This is a genomic window from Niameybacter massiliensis (assembly GCF_001282685.1).
GTDB lineage: Bacteria > Bacillota > Clostridia > Lachnospirales > Cellulosilyticaceae > Holtiella > Holtiella tumoricola.
On record NZ_LN875035.1, the window covers coordinates 1,442,662 to 1,457,229 of the forward strand.

13 protein-coding genes are annotated in these 14,568 nt (G+C 34.1%); all 13 read right to left on the bottom strand.

The window, feature by feature from the left end:
* Nucleotides 1-61 precede the first annotated feature (61 nt).
* The 13 genes from cobA to BN2390_RS12230 all read right to left on the bottom strand — a co-directional run bounded on the left by cobA (nt 62) and on the right by BN2390_RS12230 (nt 14,513).
* Nucleotides 62-1,558: a uroporphyrinogen-III C-methyltransferase gene (cobA, locus tag BN2390_RS12170; RefSeq protein ID WP_053984619.1), complete on the bottom strand. Its 1,497-nt coding sequence runs from the start codon at nt 1,556-1,558 to the stop codon at nt 62-64.
* Complete coding sequence (gene hemC / locus BN2390_RS12175; protein WP_053984620.1) at nt 1,555-2,460, bottom strand: hydroxymethylbilane synthase; 906 nt, start codon at nt 2,458-2,460, stop codon at nt 1,555-1,557. Before hemC ends, cobA begins: the two co-directional genes overlap by 4 nt.
* Before the next feature lie 78 nt (nt 2,461-2,538).
* Nucleotides 2,539-3,771, bottom strand: coding sequence for a glutamyl-tRNA reductase (gene hemA, locus BN2390_RS12180; RefSeq protein ID WP_053984621.1), 1,233 nt, complete (start codon nt 3,769-3,771; stop codon nt 2,539-2,541).
* A gap of 219 nt (nt 3,772-3,990) precedes the next feature.
* Nucleotides 3,991-5,040: a sulfite reductase subunit C gene (asrC, locus tag BN2390_RS12185; protein ID WP_053984622.1), complete on the bottom strand. Its 1,050-nt coding sequence runs from the start codon at nt 5,038-5,040 to the stop codon at nt 3,991-3,993.
* Between the two features lie 11 nt (nt 5,041-5,051).
* Complete coding sequence (asrB, locus tag BN2390_RS12190) at nt 5,052-5,846, bottom strand: anaerobic sulfite reductase subunit AsrB (RefSeq protein ID WP_053984623.1); 795 nt, start codon at nt 5,844-5,846, stop codon at nt 5,052-5,054.
* Complete coding sequence (gene asrA, locus BN2390_RS12195) at nt 5,839-6,873, bottom strand: anaerobic sulfite reductase subunit AsrA (RefSeq protein ID WP_053986319.1); 1,035 nt, start codon at nt 6,871-6,873, stop codon at nt 5,839-5,841. The genes asrB and asrA overlap by 8 nt, the downstream gene beginning before the upstream one ends.
* A 252-nt stretch (nt 6,874-7,125) precedes the next feature.
* Nucleotides 7,126-8,007 carry a LysR family transcriptional regulator gene (locus BN2390_RS12200; RefSeq protein ID WP_053984624.1) on the bottom strand — a complete coding sequence of 294 codons (882 nt, stop codon included), beginning with the start codon at nt 8,005-8,007 and terminating at the stop codon, nt 7,126-7,128.
* Between the two features lie 317 nt (nt 8,008-8,324).
* Entirely contained in the window at nt 8,325-9,341 is a 1,017-nt protein-coding gene (mutY, locus tag BN2390_RS12205) for an A/G-specific adenine glycosylase (protein ID WP_053984625.1), read from the bottom strand.
* 44 nt (nt 9,342-9,385) lie between these two features.
* Nucleotides 9,386-9,871: a hypothetical protein gene (locus tag BN2390_RS12210; RefSeq protein WP_198524910.1), complete on the bottom strand. Its 486-nt coding sequence runs from the start codon at nt 9,869-9,871 to the stop codon at nt 9,386-9,388.
* Nucleotides 9,872-9,930: 59 nt separating this feature from the next.
* Entirely contained in the window at nt 9,931-10,884 is a 954-nt protein-coding gene (locus BN2390_RS12215; RefSeq protein ID WP_053984627.1) for a beta-galactosidase small subunit, read from the bottom strand.
* A complete protein-coding gene (locus BN2390_RS12220) occupies nt 10,868-12,754 on the bottom strand; it encodes a glycoside hydrolase family 2 TIM barrel-domain containing protein (RefSeq protein ID WP_053984628.1) in 1,887 nt (628 codons plus the stop codon). Before BN2390_RS12220 ends, BN2390_RS12215 begins: the two co-directional genes overlap by 17 nt.
* A 30-nt stretch (nt 12,755-12,784) precedes the next feature.
* Nucleotides 12,785-13,618, bottom strand: coding sequence for a carbohydrate ABC transporter permease (locus BN2390_RS12225; RefSeq protein WP_053984629.1), 834 nt, complete (start codon nt 13,616-13,618; stop codon nt 12,785-12,787).
* Entirely contained in the window at nt 13,611-14,513 is a 903-nt protein-coding gene (locus tag BN2390_RS12230) for a carbohydrate ABC transporter permease (protein ID WP_053984630.1), read from the bottom strand. Before BN2390_RS12230 ends, BN2390_RS12225 begins: the two co-directional genes overlap by 8 nt.
* Nucleotides 14,514-14,568: the final 55 nt, after the last annotated feature.

The following is a 14,568-nucleotide window of genomic DNA, read 5'->3' on the forward strand; positions in this document are numbered from 1 at the left end:
TAGATAACGATTTCTAAAGTTCAAATGGAGTATCAAACTCCACCTGAACTAAGAAATCTGTTTATGCTTCACATAAACACTCAATCAAACCTTCTATGGTAAAAGGATTTGCTTCTCTATATACTTCTAATCCTAAGTTTCTCATGGCTTTGCTTGTAATTTCACCAATAGAAACACATTTTATTGTCTTAACTTTTTCTTTATATTCTTCATCTAAAAGTGCCATTAAATTATTAGCTGTTGAAGAACTTGTGAAAGTAATATAATCAATAGTCTCTTCATCTAAAATTTCTTTTAATAATGCTTTAGAATTTTTATTAAGCACTGTGTCATACATTAAAAGTTGTTCTACTTGGCAAATCGTTTGTAAACGTGTAGAAAGGATATCACGCGCTAGGCTTCCTTGTGGCATAAGTACTTTATCTTCATTTGTCAATTTACTTTCTAAAAGTTCAGCAATACTTTCTTGTGTAAAGCGCTCTGGCATAAAGTCTGGGCGAATACCATAAGCTTCAAGTATCTTTGCAGTAGCACTTCCTACTGCTACAACTTTAAGATTAGAAAGTGCTCTTGCATCTTTTCCTAATCCATAAAGCCTATCAAAGAATAAACTTACCGCATTTTGACTACCAAATACAACATAAGTATAGTCATTTAATCTATTTAAAGTTTCATCTATCTCATCTGTCTGTCTTGCCACAATCTCTATTGTTGGAATTTCAAAAACATTTGCTCCTAACTCTTGAAGCTTAGCTTTAAGGTCACTACTTTGTGTACGAGAACGTGTTACAACAATATTTTTTCCAAAGAGAGGGCGTTTTTCAAAGAAATTAAGTTTATCACGTAACTGAACCACTTCACCTACTACAATTAAGCTTGGAGAAGTAAGCCCTGCTTTTTTCACTTCTTCTTCAATTGTTAAAAGTGTACCTGTTGCTACTTTTTGATTGGCTCTTGTTGCCCAATTGATAACTGCTGCTGGAGTAGATTCTGCTAATCCATTCTGCATTAAGTTGGTACAAATTTTATTTAAATTACTAAGTCCCATTAAGAAAACAAGTGTTCCTTGCATACTCGCAAGTGCACTCCAGTTAATACGGTCTTTTGTCTCATCTTTAAGATGTCCAGTAATAACATGGAAAGATGGTGTATAGTCACGATGAGTAATAGGAATACCTGCATAGCAAAGTCCACCAATAGCAGAAGTAATACCTGGTACAACTTCAAAAGGAATATCTCTTTCTAATAAATATTCACCTTCTTCGCCGCCACGTCCAAATACATATGGGTCTCCCCCTTTAAGACGTGTTACCACTTTTCCTTCTTTTGCTTTTACAGCTAAGACTTCGTTGATTTCATCTTGAGTCATTGTATGATTGCTAGAAGCTTTCCCAACATAGATTAATTCTGCATCTGGTCTTGCAAGCTTTAAGTACTCTGCATTTGCTAATCTATCATATACAAGTACTTCAGCTTCTTTAATACAATCCAATCCTTTTAAAGTTAACAGTCTAAAGTCTCCTGGTCCTGCACCTACTAAATAAACTTTTCCACTCATCTGTTTAGCTCCTCCATTACGCTGTCTGCTAATTTATACCCTATCTGTCTAGCTACTTCAATACTATTGCATTCACTTGTTAATGCTTGTTTTACAAGTTTTGTTCCCTCTTCATCACCTAGTAAAGCTGTTAAATGAAGTCTTCCTGCTTCAAGATTGGCATAAGCACCAATTGGTAAGTGGCAACTACCTTCTACACCCGCAAGGAAAGCACGCTCTGCCTCTATCTGTATTTGACTTTTCATATCTTCAATTGGACGAATTAAGTTATAAATACGTTCATCATTTTCGCGAATTTCTATAGCTAATGCTCCTTGTGCTGGTGCTGGTAAAACCACATCTACTGGTAAATAATAGCCTATTTCATCTTCTCTTCCAATACGTCTAACACCCGCTGCCGCAAGTACAATACCATCTAAGTTTTCTGTTTCAATTTTGCTAATACGTGTATCAATATTTCCCCGAATCGGCTCAATTTGAAGATCTGGTCTAGCTTCTAAAAGTTGATATTTACGACGTTTACTTCCTGTTCCAATACGTGCACCATGAGGAAGTTCAGATAAATCATTAATAGGTTGTTTTAAGATAAGTACATCTCTTATATCTTCTCTAACAGGTGTATAAGTAAATTGTAAGCCTTTGCATACTTCGCTTGGCATATCTTTCATACTATGAATTGCTAAATCAATTTCTCCATCTAAAAGCTGTTGTTCAATCTCTTTTACAAAGAGTCCTTTATCTCCAATTTTATCTAAAGGTACATTTTGAATAAGGTCTCCTTTAGTTTTTATAATTTTTATTTCAAATTCTACTTCAGGATTACAAGCTTCTAGTTGACTAACTACCCATTTGGATTGTGTTAGTGCAAGCTTACTTCCTCTTGTCCCTACAACAACTTTCATCCTCGTCACCATCCTAATCTTTTGCTTAATTTCAATCTTTTGCTTCCTTTATTCTATTATGCACTAAAGAACTTATATTTAAAGGTCAAAAAGTTCCTGCAACATAGACATATAAGCTTCTTGTTTCGTTGTGTCATCCATTTCTTTTAACGCTTTAACAGGTTCTCTGATTAAACGTTTTAAAGAGGCCATCATCATCTTATCAATAATTTTATGTTCTCTTGATGTAAGGTCCAGTTTGTTTTCTATATAATGCATACTATCTCTATGAATTTCTTGGCATTTCTCATTGAGTGATTGTATCGTTGGATCAATTTTTGTCATCTTAAGCCATGTAATAAATTCTTCTACATAGCTTCTAGTTATTTTTGCTGCTTCCTCTGCTAGTTCTTCGCGTTTAGCACTATTTTTATCTGATATATCTTGTAAGTCATCCACATCATAAAGACTTACATCTTCTAATGTAGCAACTTGACTCTCAACATCACGTGGCATTGCAATATCTAATATAGTAAGAGGTTTGTTTAAATGTGGCATTTGTTCTTTTAGCAATACAAGGTGTGGTGAAGCTGTTGAAGTAATTACTACATCTACCTCTTGTAATAACTCATAGCGTTTATCAAATCCTACTGGTATAGCCTTGTCTATCTCATCTGCTAAATCACTTGCTTTACAGAATGTACGATTAGCAATATAGATTACTTCTGGCTCTTCTAAAGCTAGATATTTTAAAGATAGTTTACTCATTTTCCCTGCACCTAGTACAAGTATCTTTTTATCTGCTAATGTTCCTAGCCTTTCTTTTAAAAACTTAATACCTATATAGCTAATAGATAGAGGATATTCTGATATTTTAAGTTCACTACGAATAAGTTTGCCACAAGTGATGGCTTCTCTAAATAGTTTATTGAGCACTTTTCCACTAGCACCTATCTCCATAGCAAAAGCATGTGCATCTTTTACCTGTCCAAGTATTTGATCTTCTCCAATAACTATAGACTTTAGACCTGCTGCTACATCAAATAGATGCTTAATTGCTTCTTCTCCCGTTTCTATATAAAGGTAGCTTTTTGCTTCTTGTCCTAATATTGTATTTAATAACTCATGTACATCTTCTATTGCATTTTCAATGTTCTTTGCTGCAATATAAAGTTCACTACGATTGCACGTTGAAACAATGACAAGTTCCTTGCTTGACTTTTCTAAAAGTATATCTATAATTTCCATCTTTTTAGAATCTGTAAAGCTTACTTTTTCCCTAACTTCGACTGGAGCCGTAACATGACTCAGTCCAATTACTGCAATATCCATTATCCACCTCTTAATTTAAGTCAATAAACTTTTGCATCCTTTATTATACTATATTTATTACCAGTTAAAAATACTACTAAACTCAAAATAATAATAATAATTATTACTTACCTAATAAAAAAGCAGAGTATTATAGAATGCCCCCTATAATACCCTGCCCATTTTATCTGATGTATATCAAATTAGTTTATCTTTTGTAAAGACTCTATAAACTAAATCTTAGTGGTGACCGTCTTGGCTACCAGGACCTGCTGAATTGTGTTTAGCAATTGGTTTAACGTTAATGTTAGCACGTTTTTCATCTTCATGCCAGTAAATACGTTCAGCAATTTGAGCTTCTGGATTAAGTTCAACACCTTCAAGAATAAGTTCTTTGAATTTGATGTATCCAGCTCTATCGATTAAGTGACCACCGTGAAGGTAAACTGGTTTGTAATCAAGTGCCCATGCAGAGAATTTTGGCCAGTTTCTGAAGATAGAAAGTACTACATCTTCTGTTACCCAGTTAGCAAACATTTTACCCATACGTGGATATTGTTTACCTGTACGACCACCAAGCATGATTCTATAGAATTTTTGAGGATCACGTGTCCATGCGCTTGTTGGACAAGCGATTACACACTCACCACAACCTACACAACAACATGTATCTTTTTCGATTTTACCATTTACTAATGAAAGTACGCGAGTAGCATGGTGTGAACAAGCTTCAACACATGCGCCACATCCGATACAACGATCTCTATCGTAGTTCATTTTAGCAATACCGATTACACCGAAGTCATTGAAGTGACCTTTACCACAGTCATTTGGACAACCTGAAACAGCTGTTTTAATGTGGTAGTGACTTGGGAATACTTCTTTTTCGATTTTTTTAGCTAATTCATGTGTATTGATATTAGCTTTAATACAATGTGTGTTACCGATACAAGCCATGATGTTACGTGCACCAATTGTTGGGTAACCTTTACCACATGTTTCCATTTCAGCGTCACATTCAACAACTTCTACTTCTTTGATGTATTCGTTGATGTATTCGTTAACTTCTGGAATGCTTGGATATTTAATACCTGGGATATTAAGTGTATGTCTCATACCTACGTGGAATGTGCCATCACCCCAAGTTTGTGCTATATGTTGTACAGCTTGTAAATGTTTCGCATCGATAATAGAACCTGGAACACGTAATTGTAACATGAATTCTCCAGCTATTTTAGATTGACGGAAACAGTTAATTCTGGTTGCTTTTACATCAATATCGTGATTCATTGTGTGGCCTCCTAGTCAATTAATTGTTTTGCTACAGTGTAGTTGAATACTGGTCCTTCAAGACATACGTATGTCTCATCGATACGGCAGTGTCCACATTTACCGATTGCACATGACATTTTTCTTTCAAATGAAACCCAGATTTTTTCTTCTGGAATACCTTGTTTTACACATTCAAGACCTGCAAAATGCATCATGATTGGTGGTCCAACGATTACTACTTCATAGTTATCACCAAAATCTTTGAATGGGATTTCTTCGATGAATTTAGTTACAAGACCTGTTCTAAATCCTTCTTTTTCATCTCTATCTAATGTGAAGATAGTATTGAATTTTTCTTCCCAAACTTTAAGTGTATCTTTGAAAAGGATACCGTTTTCATCTTTGAAACCTGCAATGATGTTTACGCTTTGTGCGAAACCTTCTTCATTTGCAAATTTGTTGATCATACTTTTAACTGGAGCAACACCTGTACCACCAGCGATGATTACAACGTTTTTACCTTTGAATTGATCTACTGGCCAACCTTTACCGTATGCACCACGAACGAATAAAGTATCACCTGCTTCAAGTTTGAATACTTCGTCAGTTACTTTACCAACTGCACGGATTGTGAAATCCATCCAGCCATCGCCGTAATCACTTACAGAGATTGGACATTCACCAATTTTAGGAAGTGATAATTGACAGAATTGACCATGTTCAACTTTAAGGTCACCTGTTGCAACTTTAATTGTGAATTCTGTTTCTGTTTCTTGTTTGAACTCAAGAATTTGACAAGCTACTGGCATTAATTCATTATGCATTGCATTCACCTCCGCAGATTTCTTTTACAGCTTTGTTTACTTTTTCGATTGTCGCTGAGAATGAGATGAACTCTGGACATCTTTCAGTACATCTACCACAACCTACACACATATGGCCTTCGCCAAATTTTTCGTTGTAATCATGGATTTTGTGAAGTGTTTTATATCTGTAACGAGCAGCAGTTGTTTTTCTAAAGTCATGACCACCAGCCATTTCGTCAAATCCTGCAACTTGACAAGATGCAGCAGTTCTTCTTCTTTCACCTACTGAACCATTTTCATTGTAAGCAATATCTGTTGTTGTGAAACATGTACATGTGCTACAAGCAATTGTACAGCTTCCGCAACTGATACAACGTTTGTTGAATTCATTCCACATTTCATGTTCTTTAAGTTTGTTAAGAACTTCTTTGTTTGGAATTGTTGGGATTGTAACTTTTGTTTGGTTTTCTTCGATGAATTTAACTGTGTATTCAGCTTCTTCTTTACCTTCAAAGTAAGGAGCGAATTTTTCATCTTTAACGCTAATAAGAACTTGTCCGTCTTCGAAGCGAGCAGCTAAGCCATAGTTATCTGTTTTGTTTGTTCCCATTGAACAGCAGAAACATGTATCTTCACTTGAAGAACATTCCATCATTACGTAGTTTACTTTATCTCTCATACGTTTGTAGAAAGTATCTTCAAAACCGTTTTCTAAGAAAATTTTATCTTGGTTCATTTGTGCATTAATATCACAAGGTCTAGCAAAGATTAAAACTTTTTTATCGTGAACTTTAGCTTCACGGTATTCATCTTCTGTGAAGTAGAATAAAGTTTGAGTGATTGGTGAAACCACATCTTTTGCTGGATAGTCAGATTTTTCGTCAAATACGATTTCTTCTACATTTTTGATCTCAGCGTAACGGATAATATCTGTATCTGAGTAACGTCCTGCTTTTGGAAATCTTTTTGGTGCATAAATTTTGTACTCTTTTCTTAATTCGTTAAAGAGACTGTTAACTGTTTCAAAGCTTAATTTATAGCCCATCTTCTTGTCCTCCATTCGCATATTCCCCCCGTTACATTTTTAACGGAGTGCTGTATCTCTATTATATGCCTATTTACCCCCCCTGCCTATAGCTATAGACAACTTTACAATTTAACATTTCAATGCTAACCATTATGTTTTGTAATGGTTATTTATAGGTTTACATATTGACTTTGATATTTTTCTAACATATGTTAATAAAAAAAGATAGACTCTTATATAACTCACTGACGTTATACAAAAGTCTATCCTTTATCGTTTATATTCCTTAAGTATTCTGATAAATGCTTCAACATCTTCATCAAGTACTTTGTCTTTAGGTAAAATATATGAATAGTTACGTTTAGGCTCTATTTCAAGAGGTAAGATTGTAAGTTCTTTGTCAAAGGCTGCATGGCTAACCACGCATTCCGATATAATAGTAATGCCTAAATCATTCTTAACTGCTTCCTTTACTGCATAGTTACTATTGAATACAATTACATTTCTTGGTGTAATATGATGCATCTTCAAAAAGAGATTTAAGTACTCTTGAGTACCAGAGCCCTCTTCCCTACTAATCCAAACTTGATCATTTAAATCTGATAAGTTAACAGGACTTTCAACCAGCTTTGATTGATTACTTACGGCAATAACCATTTTATCCTCATAAAAGTAATCTCTTATAAAGTCATAATACGGATCTATACCCTCTATTAATCCTATTTGTATTTCTCCCTCATTCATCATATCGCAAATATGAGCAGTATTTTCGATTAAGATTTCTAATTGTACATGAGGGTATGCCTCTGAGAAGGCACCAATAAGAGGTGGTAAATAATAATCACCTATGGTCTTACTTGCACCTACTACTATTTTCTTCTTAGCATGATGACTAAGTTTAAATATATCTTCCTTTAAGCAATCTATACCTGCTATTAAATCTTGGCCTCTCTCATATAAAAGCTGACCTTCTTTTGTTATCAAAACTTCTTTACTCTTACTTGATCGTTTTATGAGGGTAGTATCAAAGTAATTCTCAAGTCTTTTAATATGCAAACTTACAGTAGGTTGTGATAAGTTTACTTTTTTTGCTGCCTTTGTAAAGTTACGATCCTTCACTACTTGTATAAAAGTCTTAAGTTCTTCTAACATTTTTCTCCCTCCTTTTCAAGTCTATAATTTCATATAGTGTATAGGTTATAGTATATCACGTTTTTCGGGATATTTCTACACTATCCTTTCCTATTAAATGTTTCAAAACATATAATAAAAGAGTGGATCAGAACCGTATTCTGCCTCCACTCTTTTTGAGTACTCAATATCTTTTTGTTTTATAGGATTAAGAAATGAAGTACAGCACTATTGTCTTACTTCAATCTTAATCCTAAGTGAAATGGAAATATCATATAATTGATATAACTTTATTATACTATAGTTTTAAAAAATTTCCACCCATAATTTAATATTTGTTACAACTTTCTTAAAATCTTTGTAAAAGCCGTTGCTACAGGATACTCCTTAATTTGACCTTTAGGCACAAACTCACCAATATTTTGTAAAATTCGATTTATTATTTCCTGTACTTTTTCATTATACTCTATAACAATAGGGCTCATCATCCAAACTCTATGAGTAAACACATGCTTCACTTGATCTAATACTTCAAATTTAATCCCCATCTTTTGAACAACTTCCCATTGTTCTAGTGTAATAAGAGGTACTCCCCATAGTGATGCCAGGAGTCCTTCATCTTTTCTTTTTTCTAGATAAATACTATCTTCTTTTTTAATAACAAGCGCTTTATAAAATTCTGGCTCTGCTTTTGTTTTACTTGATTTAACAGGATATTCTGTTTGTGCACCTTCATGACAAGCCATACATAATGTTTGCATTGGACATATATTACACTTAGGATTTTTCGGTGTACAAATAAGAGCACCTAATTCCATTAATGCCTGGTTAAAGTTCCTTGCGTCTTCAGGCATCAGCGACATCACTTTTGCTTCAAAAATCTTACGTGTCTTAGCTACAGCAATATCATCATCTATTAAAAATTGACGTGATAAAACACGCATTACATTGCCATCTACAGCTGGGTAAGGCAAGTTAAAAGCAATACTTAAAACTGCTCCCATAGTATAAGGTCCTATTCCTGATATATCTTTTACCAATCTAGCTTCCATTGGAAACACACCATCATACTGCTCAGCTACAACTTTTGCACCTTTATGTAAGTTGTCTGCTCGCCTGTAGTAACCTAATCCTTGCCAATAAGTATAGACTTCTTCTTTGTCGGCACTAGCCAAATCCTTTACCGTTGGAAAACGCTCCATAAACCTTTCGTAATAAGGCCTTACTGTATCCACTTGAGTTTGTTGAAGCATCACTTCTGAAACCCAAATACTATAAGCATCTCTTCTTTCTCTCCAAGGCATTTGTCTTTTATTTTTGTCAAACCATTCTAGTAAATATTGTTGATAGCTCACGTGTCTTTCCTTTCTTGTTCTTCTCTATTGGTCTTTTTTATATTTTATACCAAACCACACATCTTCATAGCATTTTCTACAAACTTCTTCATATTTTTTGGAACCTCTTCTAAATTAATTCGCTCATTTTGAAGTATTTTTTTTCCATAGTAAACACCCCATTCATGCTCATATGTGGGCTTCCCAACTTTTTCATCTAATAAATAAACTGGACCATCCAGGCTTATTTCTTCATAAACTTCTACATAAAAAGGCATTCCTTCGTAGGTTATAAAATCATCTTGATAAAGAGCAATTAGATATAAAAAGGCAACCTGTTTTTTCTCTATGTTATCCTCAAAACGGAGTATTTTCATTTGTTCAGATAAGCTCTCAAACCTTTCTCCCCTTTTCTCTAAGCCTAACAACTCTGCTTGCTCAAGTAACGAATAAAAATTTTCTTCATGCTTTTGATCTTTAAAATATTGTATTTTCATGCTAAGCTCCCCTTGCTTCTTGATAACTGGTTCTATCTTTTTAAATCTTATCATATTATTTCTTTTTTCTCTAATAAAAAAGTGGCTATCGCCACTTCTCTACTTGTTTTAATTTATCTCGAAATTATAAAAGAATACACTATGTCATGTTCACCACTTATACGATAGCCGTCTTCTACATCTGCTCCCCAACTATTAATACCTCCTACACCTCTTACAGCTCCTAAGATACTTACTACAGTCCTTCTTGCAAGTGGTAACTCCTCATGGTGAGTTGCATTTTCCAACTCTTCTGCAGTATAAGGAATACAAGAAAATGCAAAAGGTTTCTCTCCTTGTGAAAAACGTATTTTAGTTGTGACTTCATCTTTATCGGCATTATTTAAGGTTTTACTACGATAAATCTCTAGCCATTTTGTCTCCATATGTACATTACAATCTTGTGGCACCAAATACTGTGTAATAGGTAAGCCTTCTACGTGATACACCCCAAGCTTTCCTCCCGCCATTCTATCAGGATAAGTCTCTCCTGATAAGCCTTCATAAGTATAACCCGTTGCTGCAGTTGGCACCACAAAGCGCATACCAAATACCGGAAGTTCTGGTAATCCTTCTTTTCCAAAATAATGTACATGAACTTTAATTTCTCCGTTTGCTGTAACATCATACTTTACCTTTACTTCTGTTTTAGGTACTGTAATCGTTTCATAGATAAAACTTATGCTTAATTCATTAGCTGTTTCATCTCCTATAAATCGATTATTAAAAGGTGCTATGACTTGAGGCACTCTTTCTCCATCAATAGCTATTTCTATATCCTTACATGTCATAAACATATCTGCACTCAACCACATTCCAGATTTTATACCAAACCCACTGCCTCTATCATTATCTGTCATTGCACGCCAAAAAGTAGGTTTAGGCGTACGATAAAGCCATTCTTTACCTTCGATAACTAAAGATTCTAATCCACCATACTGATAAGAGAATATATAATGAAATCCTTCACCCAGTACACCTAACGTTACATCACCATATACTATTTTAAATTTATTTGTACAGTCCATAATAATAGCTTACCTCCTGTATCGCTGGTTTCTCAGTACGATTTGCAAATACAATTCCATTACCCGAGAATTCATAATCAGAAGGTCTATCATCAAAATCGCCTCCATAACGTAATACCATTTTCCCAGTAATTTCATCTTCTACCCAAAGCGCTTGATCAATGTAATCCCATATAAATCCCCCTTGATACATCTCATACTGATCAATTAAATCTATATAGCACTTCATCCCGCCTAAAGAGTTTCCCATATCGTGCATATACTCACATAATATAAAGGGCTTTTTAGGTTCATTTTCTAAATAGGCTCTAATCTCTTGTGGTGTTGCATACATACGACTTTCTACATCAGAAATAGTATCTTTATACTTAGGGTTATGATATACACCTTCATAGTGTACAAGTCTGGATGGATCTATCTTTTTGAAATACTCATGCATTGCTAAAAGGTTGTTGCCTGCATAAGATTCGTTTCCTAATGACCAAAATAGAACACAAGGATGATTTTTAAAGGTCTCAAAGTTTGTTTTTGCTCTATCTAACACAGCATCCTTCCATTTAGGATGACTTCCTGGAACATTCCATAAAGGTTCTATTGCTCCCATCTTTTGCCATGAACCATGAGATTCTAAATTGGTTTCTGCCATAACATAGATACCATGTTGATCACACATTGTATACCATGGTATTTGGCTAGGGTAGTGACTGGTTCTAACTGCATTTATGTTATTTCGCATTAAACATTCAATATCCCATTGCATATCCTCTATAGTAATGCATCGCCCACTGTTTGCATTCCATTCATGTCTATTCACACCATTAAGTATTAAGCGTTTACCATTTAATAAGATTAATTTATCTTTTATCTCAATCCTTCTAAATCCAACTTGATAAGGAACAATTTCTACCAAATGATTTGTCTCATTCCAAAGTTCTATAATCAAAGTGTATAAATAGGGATTATGATAGTCCCATAAACTAACCTGTTCTATCTTTTCCACCATAAAACAGACCTGTTGATCGATTGCAGCTTCTTTTTCTAAGATACAGCTTCCATCTTTATCACAAAGTATCATTTTTACCTTTCCAACAAATGTTTTAGCAGATATTTTTATATCTGCACTTATTTGCCCCGTTACATTATCTTCTTGTAATACGGGTTTAATCCAAATGTCTTCAATATGCATAACTGGTTTGGCATATAAAATCACACTTCTAAATATACCAAAAAACCTAAAGAAATCCTGATCTTCTAAATAGGCTGCTGTACTTCTTTTATGTACCTCTACAGCAAGTATATTCCCCTTTGCTTTTATATAAGGTGTCAAGTCAAACTCTGAAGGTGTAAAACTATCTTCTGCATATCCTACAAAATGACCATTTAGCCATACATACAAGGCTTCTTCTACACCCTCAAAGCGAATACATACCCTTTTTTCTCTAAGCCCCTCATCTAAATCAAAACACTTTCTATAAGAACCTACTGGATTGTACGCTGCCTCTGAAAAACATCCAATGCCTTCTCTCATTTCATCAAAGATATAAGCTGGTCTTCTAAAAATATGTCCTTCCCATGGATACATTGTATTGATGTAATGTATCTTGTCATAACCACTTAATTCAATATGTCCTGGCACTTGAATTGTATCAAATGCTTCATCATTAAAGCTTACTTCATAAAAGCTTACTGGCCTCACCTTACTATTTTCAGAATAGGCGAATCGCCACTTACCATCTAAACTTTGTAAAAGTGCACTTTCCCCCTTATGATAAGCCTCTTCGCTCTCATAAAAAGTATGATCGCTATGAGCTGCTAATTGATTTACACGAAAAATTTCTGGATTATCTAACCATTTTATTTCTGCTTCCATCATACCTTCCTTTCTTCTTCCTCTTTTCTCTTATTCTTTTACGGCTCCAGCAGCTACTCCAGCTAAAATATATTTTTGGAAGAATATATAAATGATTACAGTTGGAATCATAATAATAATGATACCTGCTGCTAGCGTTTGCCAAGATCCTTGTTGTGCATTGGCATAATCCATTAAAAATGTTGTTAATGTACGCAACTTATTTTTTGGCATGTATAAATAAGGAATGTACATATCATTAATGATATTAATGGCTTTAATAATACATACTGTTGCCGTTGCTGGCTTAAGAAGTGGAAAAATAATTCTAATAAATAATTCGAAGTAGGAGCATCCATCTATTAGTGCGGCTTCATCTAAGGAAACCGGTAATTTTGAAATAAATTGCCTATAGATATAAAGTTGCATTAAATCTGAAGCGACATAAATAACAATAGGCGCACCCAAAGTATTATATAAGTTAAGACCTTGAATAATTTGGAATCTTGCTATTTCTGTTACAAAACTAGGAATCAGCATGCCCATAAAGAAAAGCATAATAATAAAATTCTTAAATTTAAAATCAAATCTTTCAATAACAAAAGCTGTAATTGTACCAAAAATAACGTTAAAGAAAATAGAAACAACTAAGATAATCCCTGTATTCTTAAATCCTATCAATAAGTATTTATCAGAAAATACTTTTCTAAAGTTATCAAATGTAATACGATCAAAGCTAGGCAAGAGAAGGGGTGATGTGGTCGCCATATCTCCCTTTGTTTTAAGTGCTGCAAACAATGTAAGAAGTATAGGTGCAATAACAACAATAACCATACCAATACAAATGATTTGCTTAAGTACTTGTGTCATCGTACGTTTAAACATTTTTCTCCCTCCTCTCTTTTAATACAATGCCATGAATGATTTTATTTTGTATGAAGTAAATGATAATAATCATAACCATAATAGCTACTGCCATTGTTGCTGCAAGCCCAAAGTTGGAGAAGGTAAAGGCTGTTTTAATGGTATACAAGGTAAAGGTAGAAGATGCATATCCTGGCCCACCTGATGTCATAACAAATGGAATATCAAATACTTGTAAAGCGCCTCTAATATTATCAAATAGAACGAAATCTACCATAAGCATAATAGATGGGATTTGTATATATCTAAACAAATGCCATTGATTTGCACCATCCACTCTTGCTGACTCCTCAATATCTTGAGGTATAGATTGTAACGCCGCCATAAATAAAATGACATGGTAACCACTAAAGCGCCAAACAGATACTGCTGATAATACAAAGTTAACAACTTTAGGGTCTGATAGCCAACTACGAATAAATGCTTCTAAATTAAAGAATTCTAAGATCGCATCAAAAGCTCCGTTTATGGGTGAAAAGAAATAAGAAAATGCATAAGCAATAGCTACTCCATTGATAATGTAGGGTAAAAATACCATAGTTTTATAAAACTTGGCTGCACGCAATTTACTTGTTAGTAATACAGCAAAGGCAAGTTCTACTACAATCATGAGTAAATGCACAAAGAAATACACTGCATTATTTCTTAAAGATAACCACAAGTCTTTATTTTGTAGCATAGAAATATAATTATCTAATCCAATAAATTGGCTATTAGGTGAATATCCATCCCAATTTGTAAAGCTCATTCTAATTAAATCCATTCCCGGAAATACAACGAAACCAATAAGAAGTGTAATAGGAATAATAAGTGATATAATGATAAATTTCCATCTTGATTTAGCTAATTGATTCATGACTGCCCCCCTATTCAAATATGAGGACTTAATTACTAAGTCCTCATATTTAGAT

Excerpts from the sequence above, each read along its gene's own strand:
- cobA (WP_053984619.1), bottom strand. The coding sequence starts at position 1,558 with ATGAGTGGAAAAGTTTATTTAGTAGGTGCAGGACCAGGAGACTTTAGA.
- hemC (WP_053984620.1), bottom strand. The coding sequence starts at position 2,460 with ATGAAAGTTGTTGTAGGGACAAGAGGAAGTAAGCTTGCACTAACACAA.
- hemA (WP_053984621.1), bottom strand. The coding sequence starts at position 3,771 with ATGGATATTGCAGTAATTGGACTGAGTCATGTTACGGCTCCAGTCGAA.
- asrC (WP_053984622.1), bottom strand. The coding sequence starts at position 5,040 with ATGAATCACGATATTGATGTAAAAGCAACCAGAATTAACTGTTTCCGT.
- asrB (WP_053984623.1), bottom strand. The coding sequence starts at position 5,846 with ATGCATAATGAATTAATGCCAGTAGCTTGTCAAATTCTTGAGTTCAAA.
- asrA (WP_053986319.1), bottom strand. The coding sequence starts at position 6,873 with ATGGGCTATAAATTAAGCTTTGAAACAGTTAACAGTCTCTTTAACGAA.
- BN2390_RS12200 (WP_053984624.1), bottom strand. The coding sequence starts at position 8,007 with ATGTTAGAAGAACTTAAGACTTTTATACAAGTAGTGAAGGATCGTAAC.
- BN2390_RS12210 (WP_198524910.1), bottom strand. The coding sequence starts at position 9,871 with ATGATAAGATTTAAAAAGATAGAACCAGTTATCAAGAAGCAAGGGGAG.
- BN2390_RS12215 (WP_053984627.1), bottom strand. The coding sequence starts at position 10,884 with ATGGACTGTACAAATAAATTTAAAATAGTATATGGTGATGTAACGTTA.
- BN2390_RS12220 (WP_053984628.1), bottom strand. The coding sequence starts at position 12,754 with ATGGAAGCAGAAATAAAATGGTTAGATAATCCAGAAATTTTTCGTGTA.
- BN2390_RS12225 (WP_053984629.1), bottom strand. The coding sequence starts at position 13,618 with ATGTTTAAACGTACGATGACACAAGTACTTAAGCAAATCATTTGTATT.
- BN2390_RS12230 (WP_053984630.1), bottom strand. The coding sequence starts at position 14,513 with ATGAATCAATTAGCTAAATCAAGATGGAAATTTATCATTATATCACTT.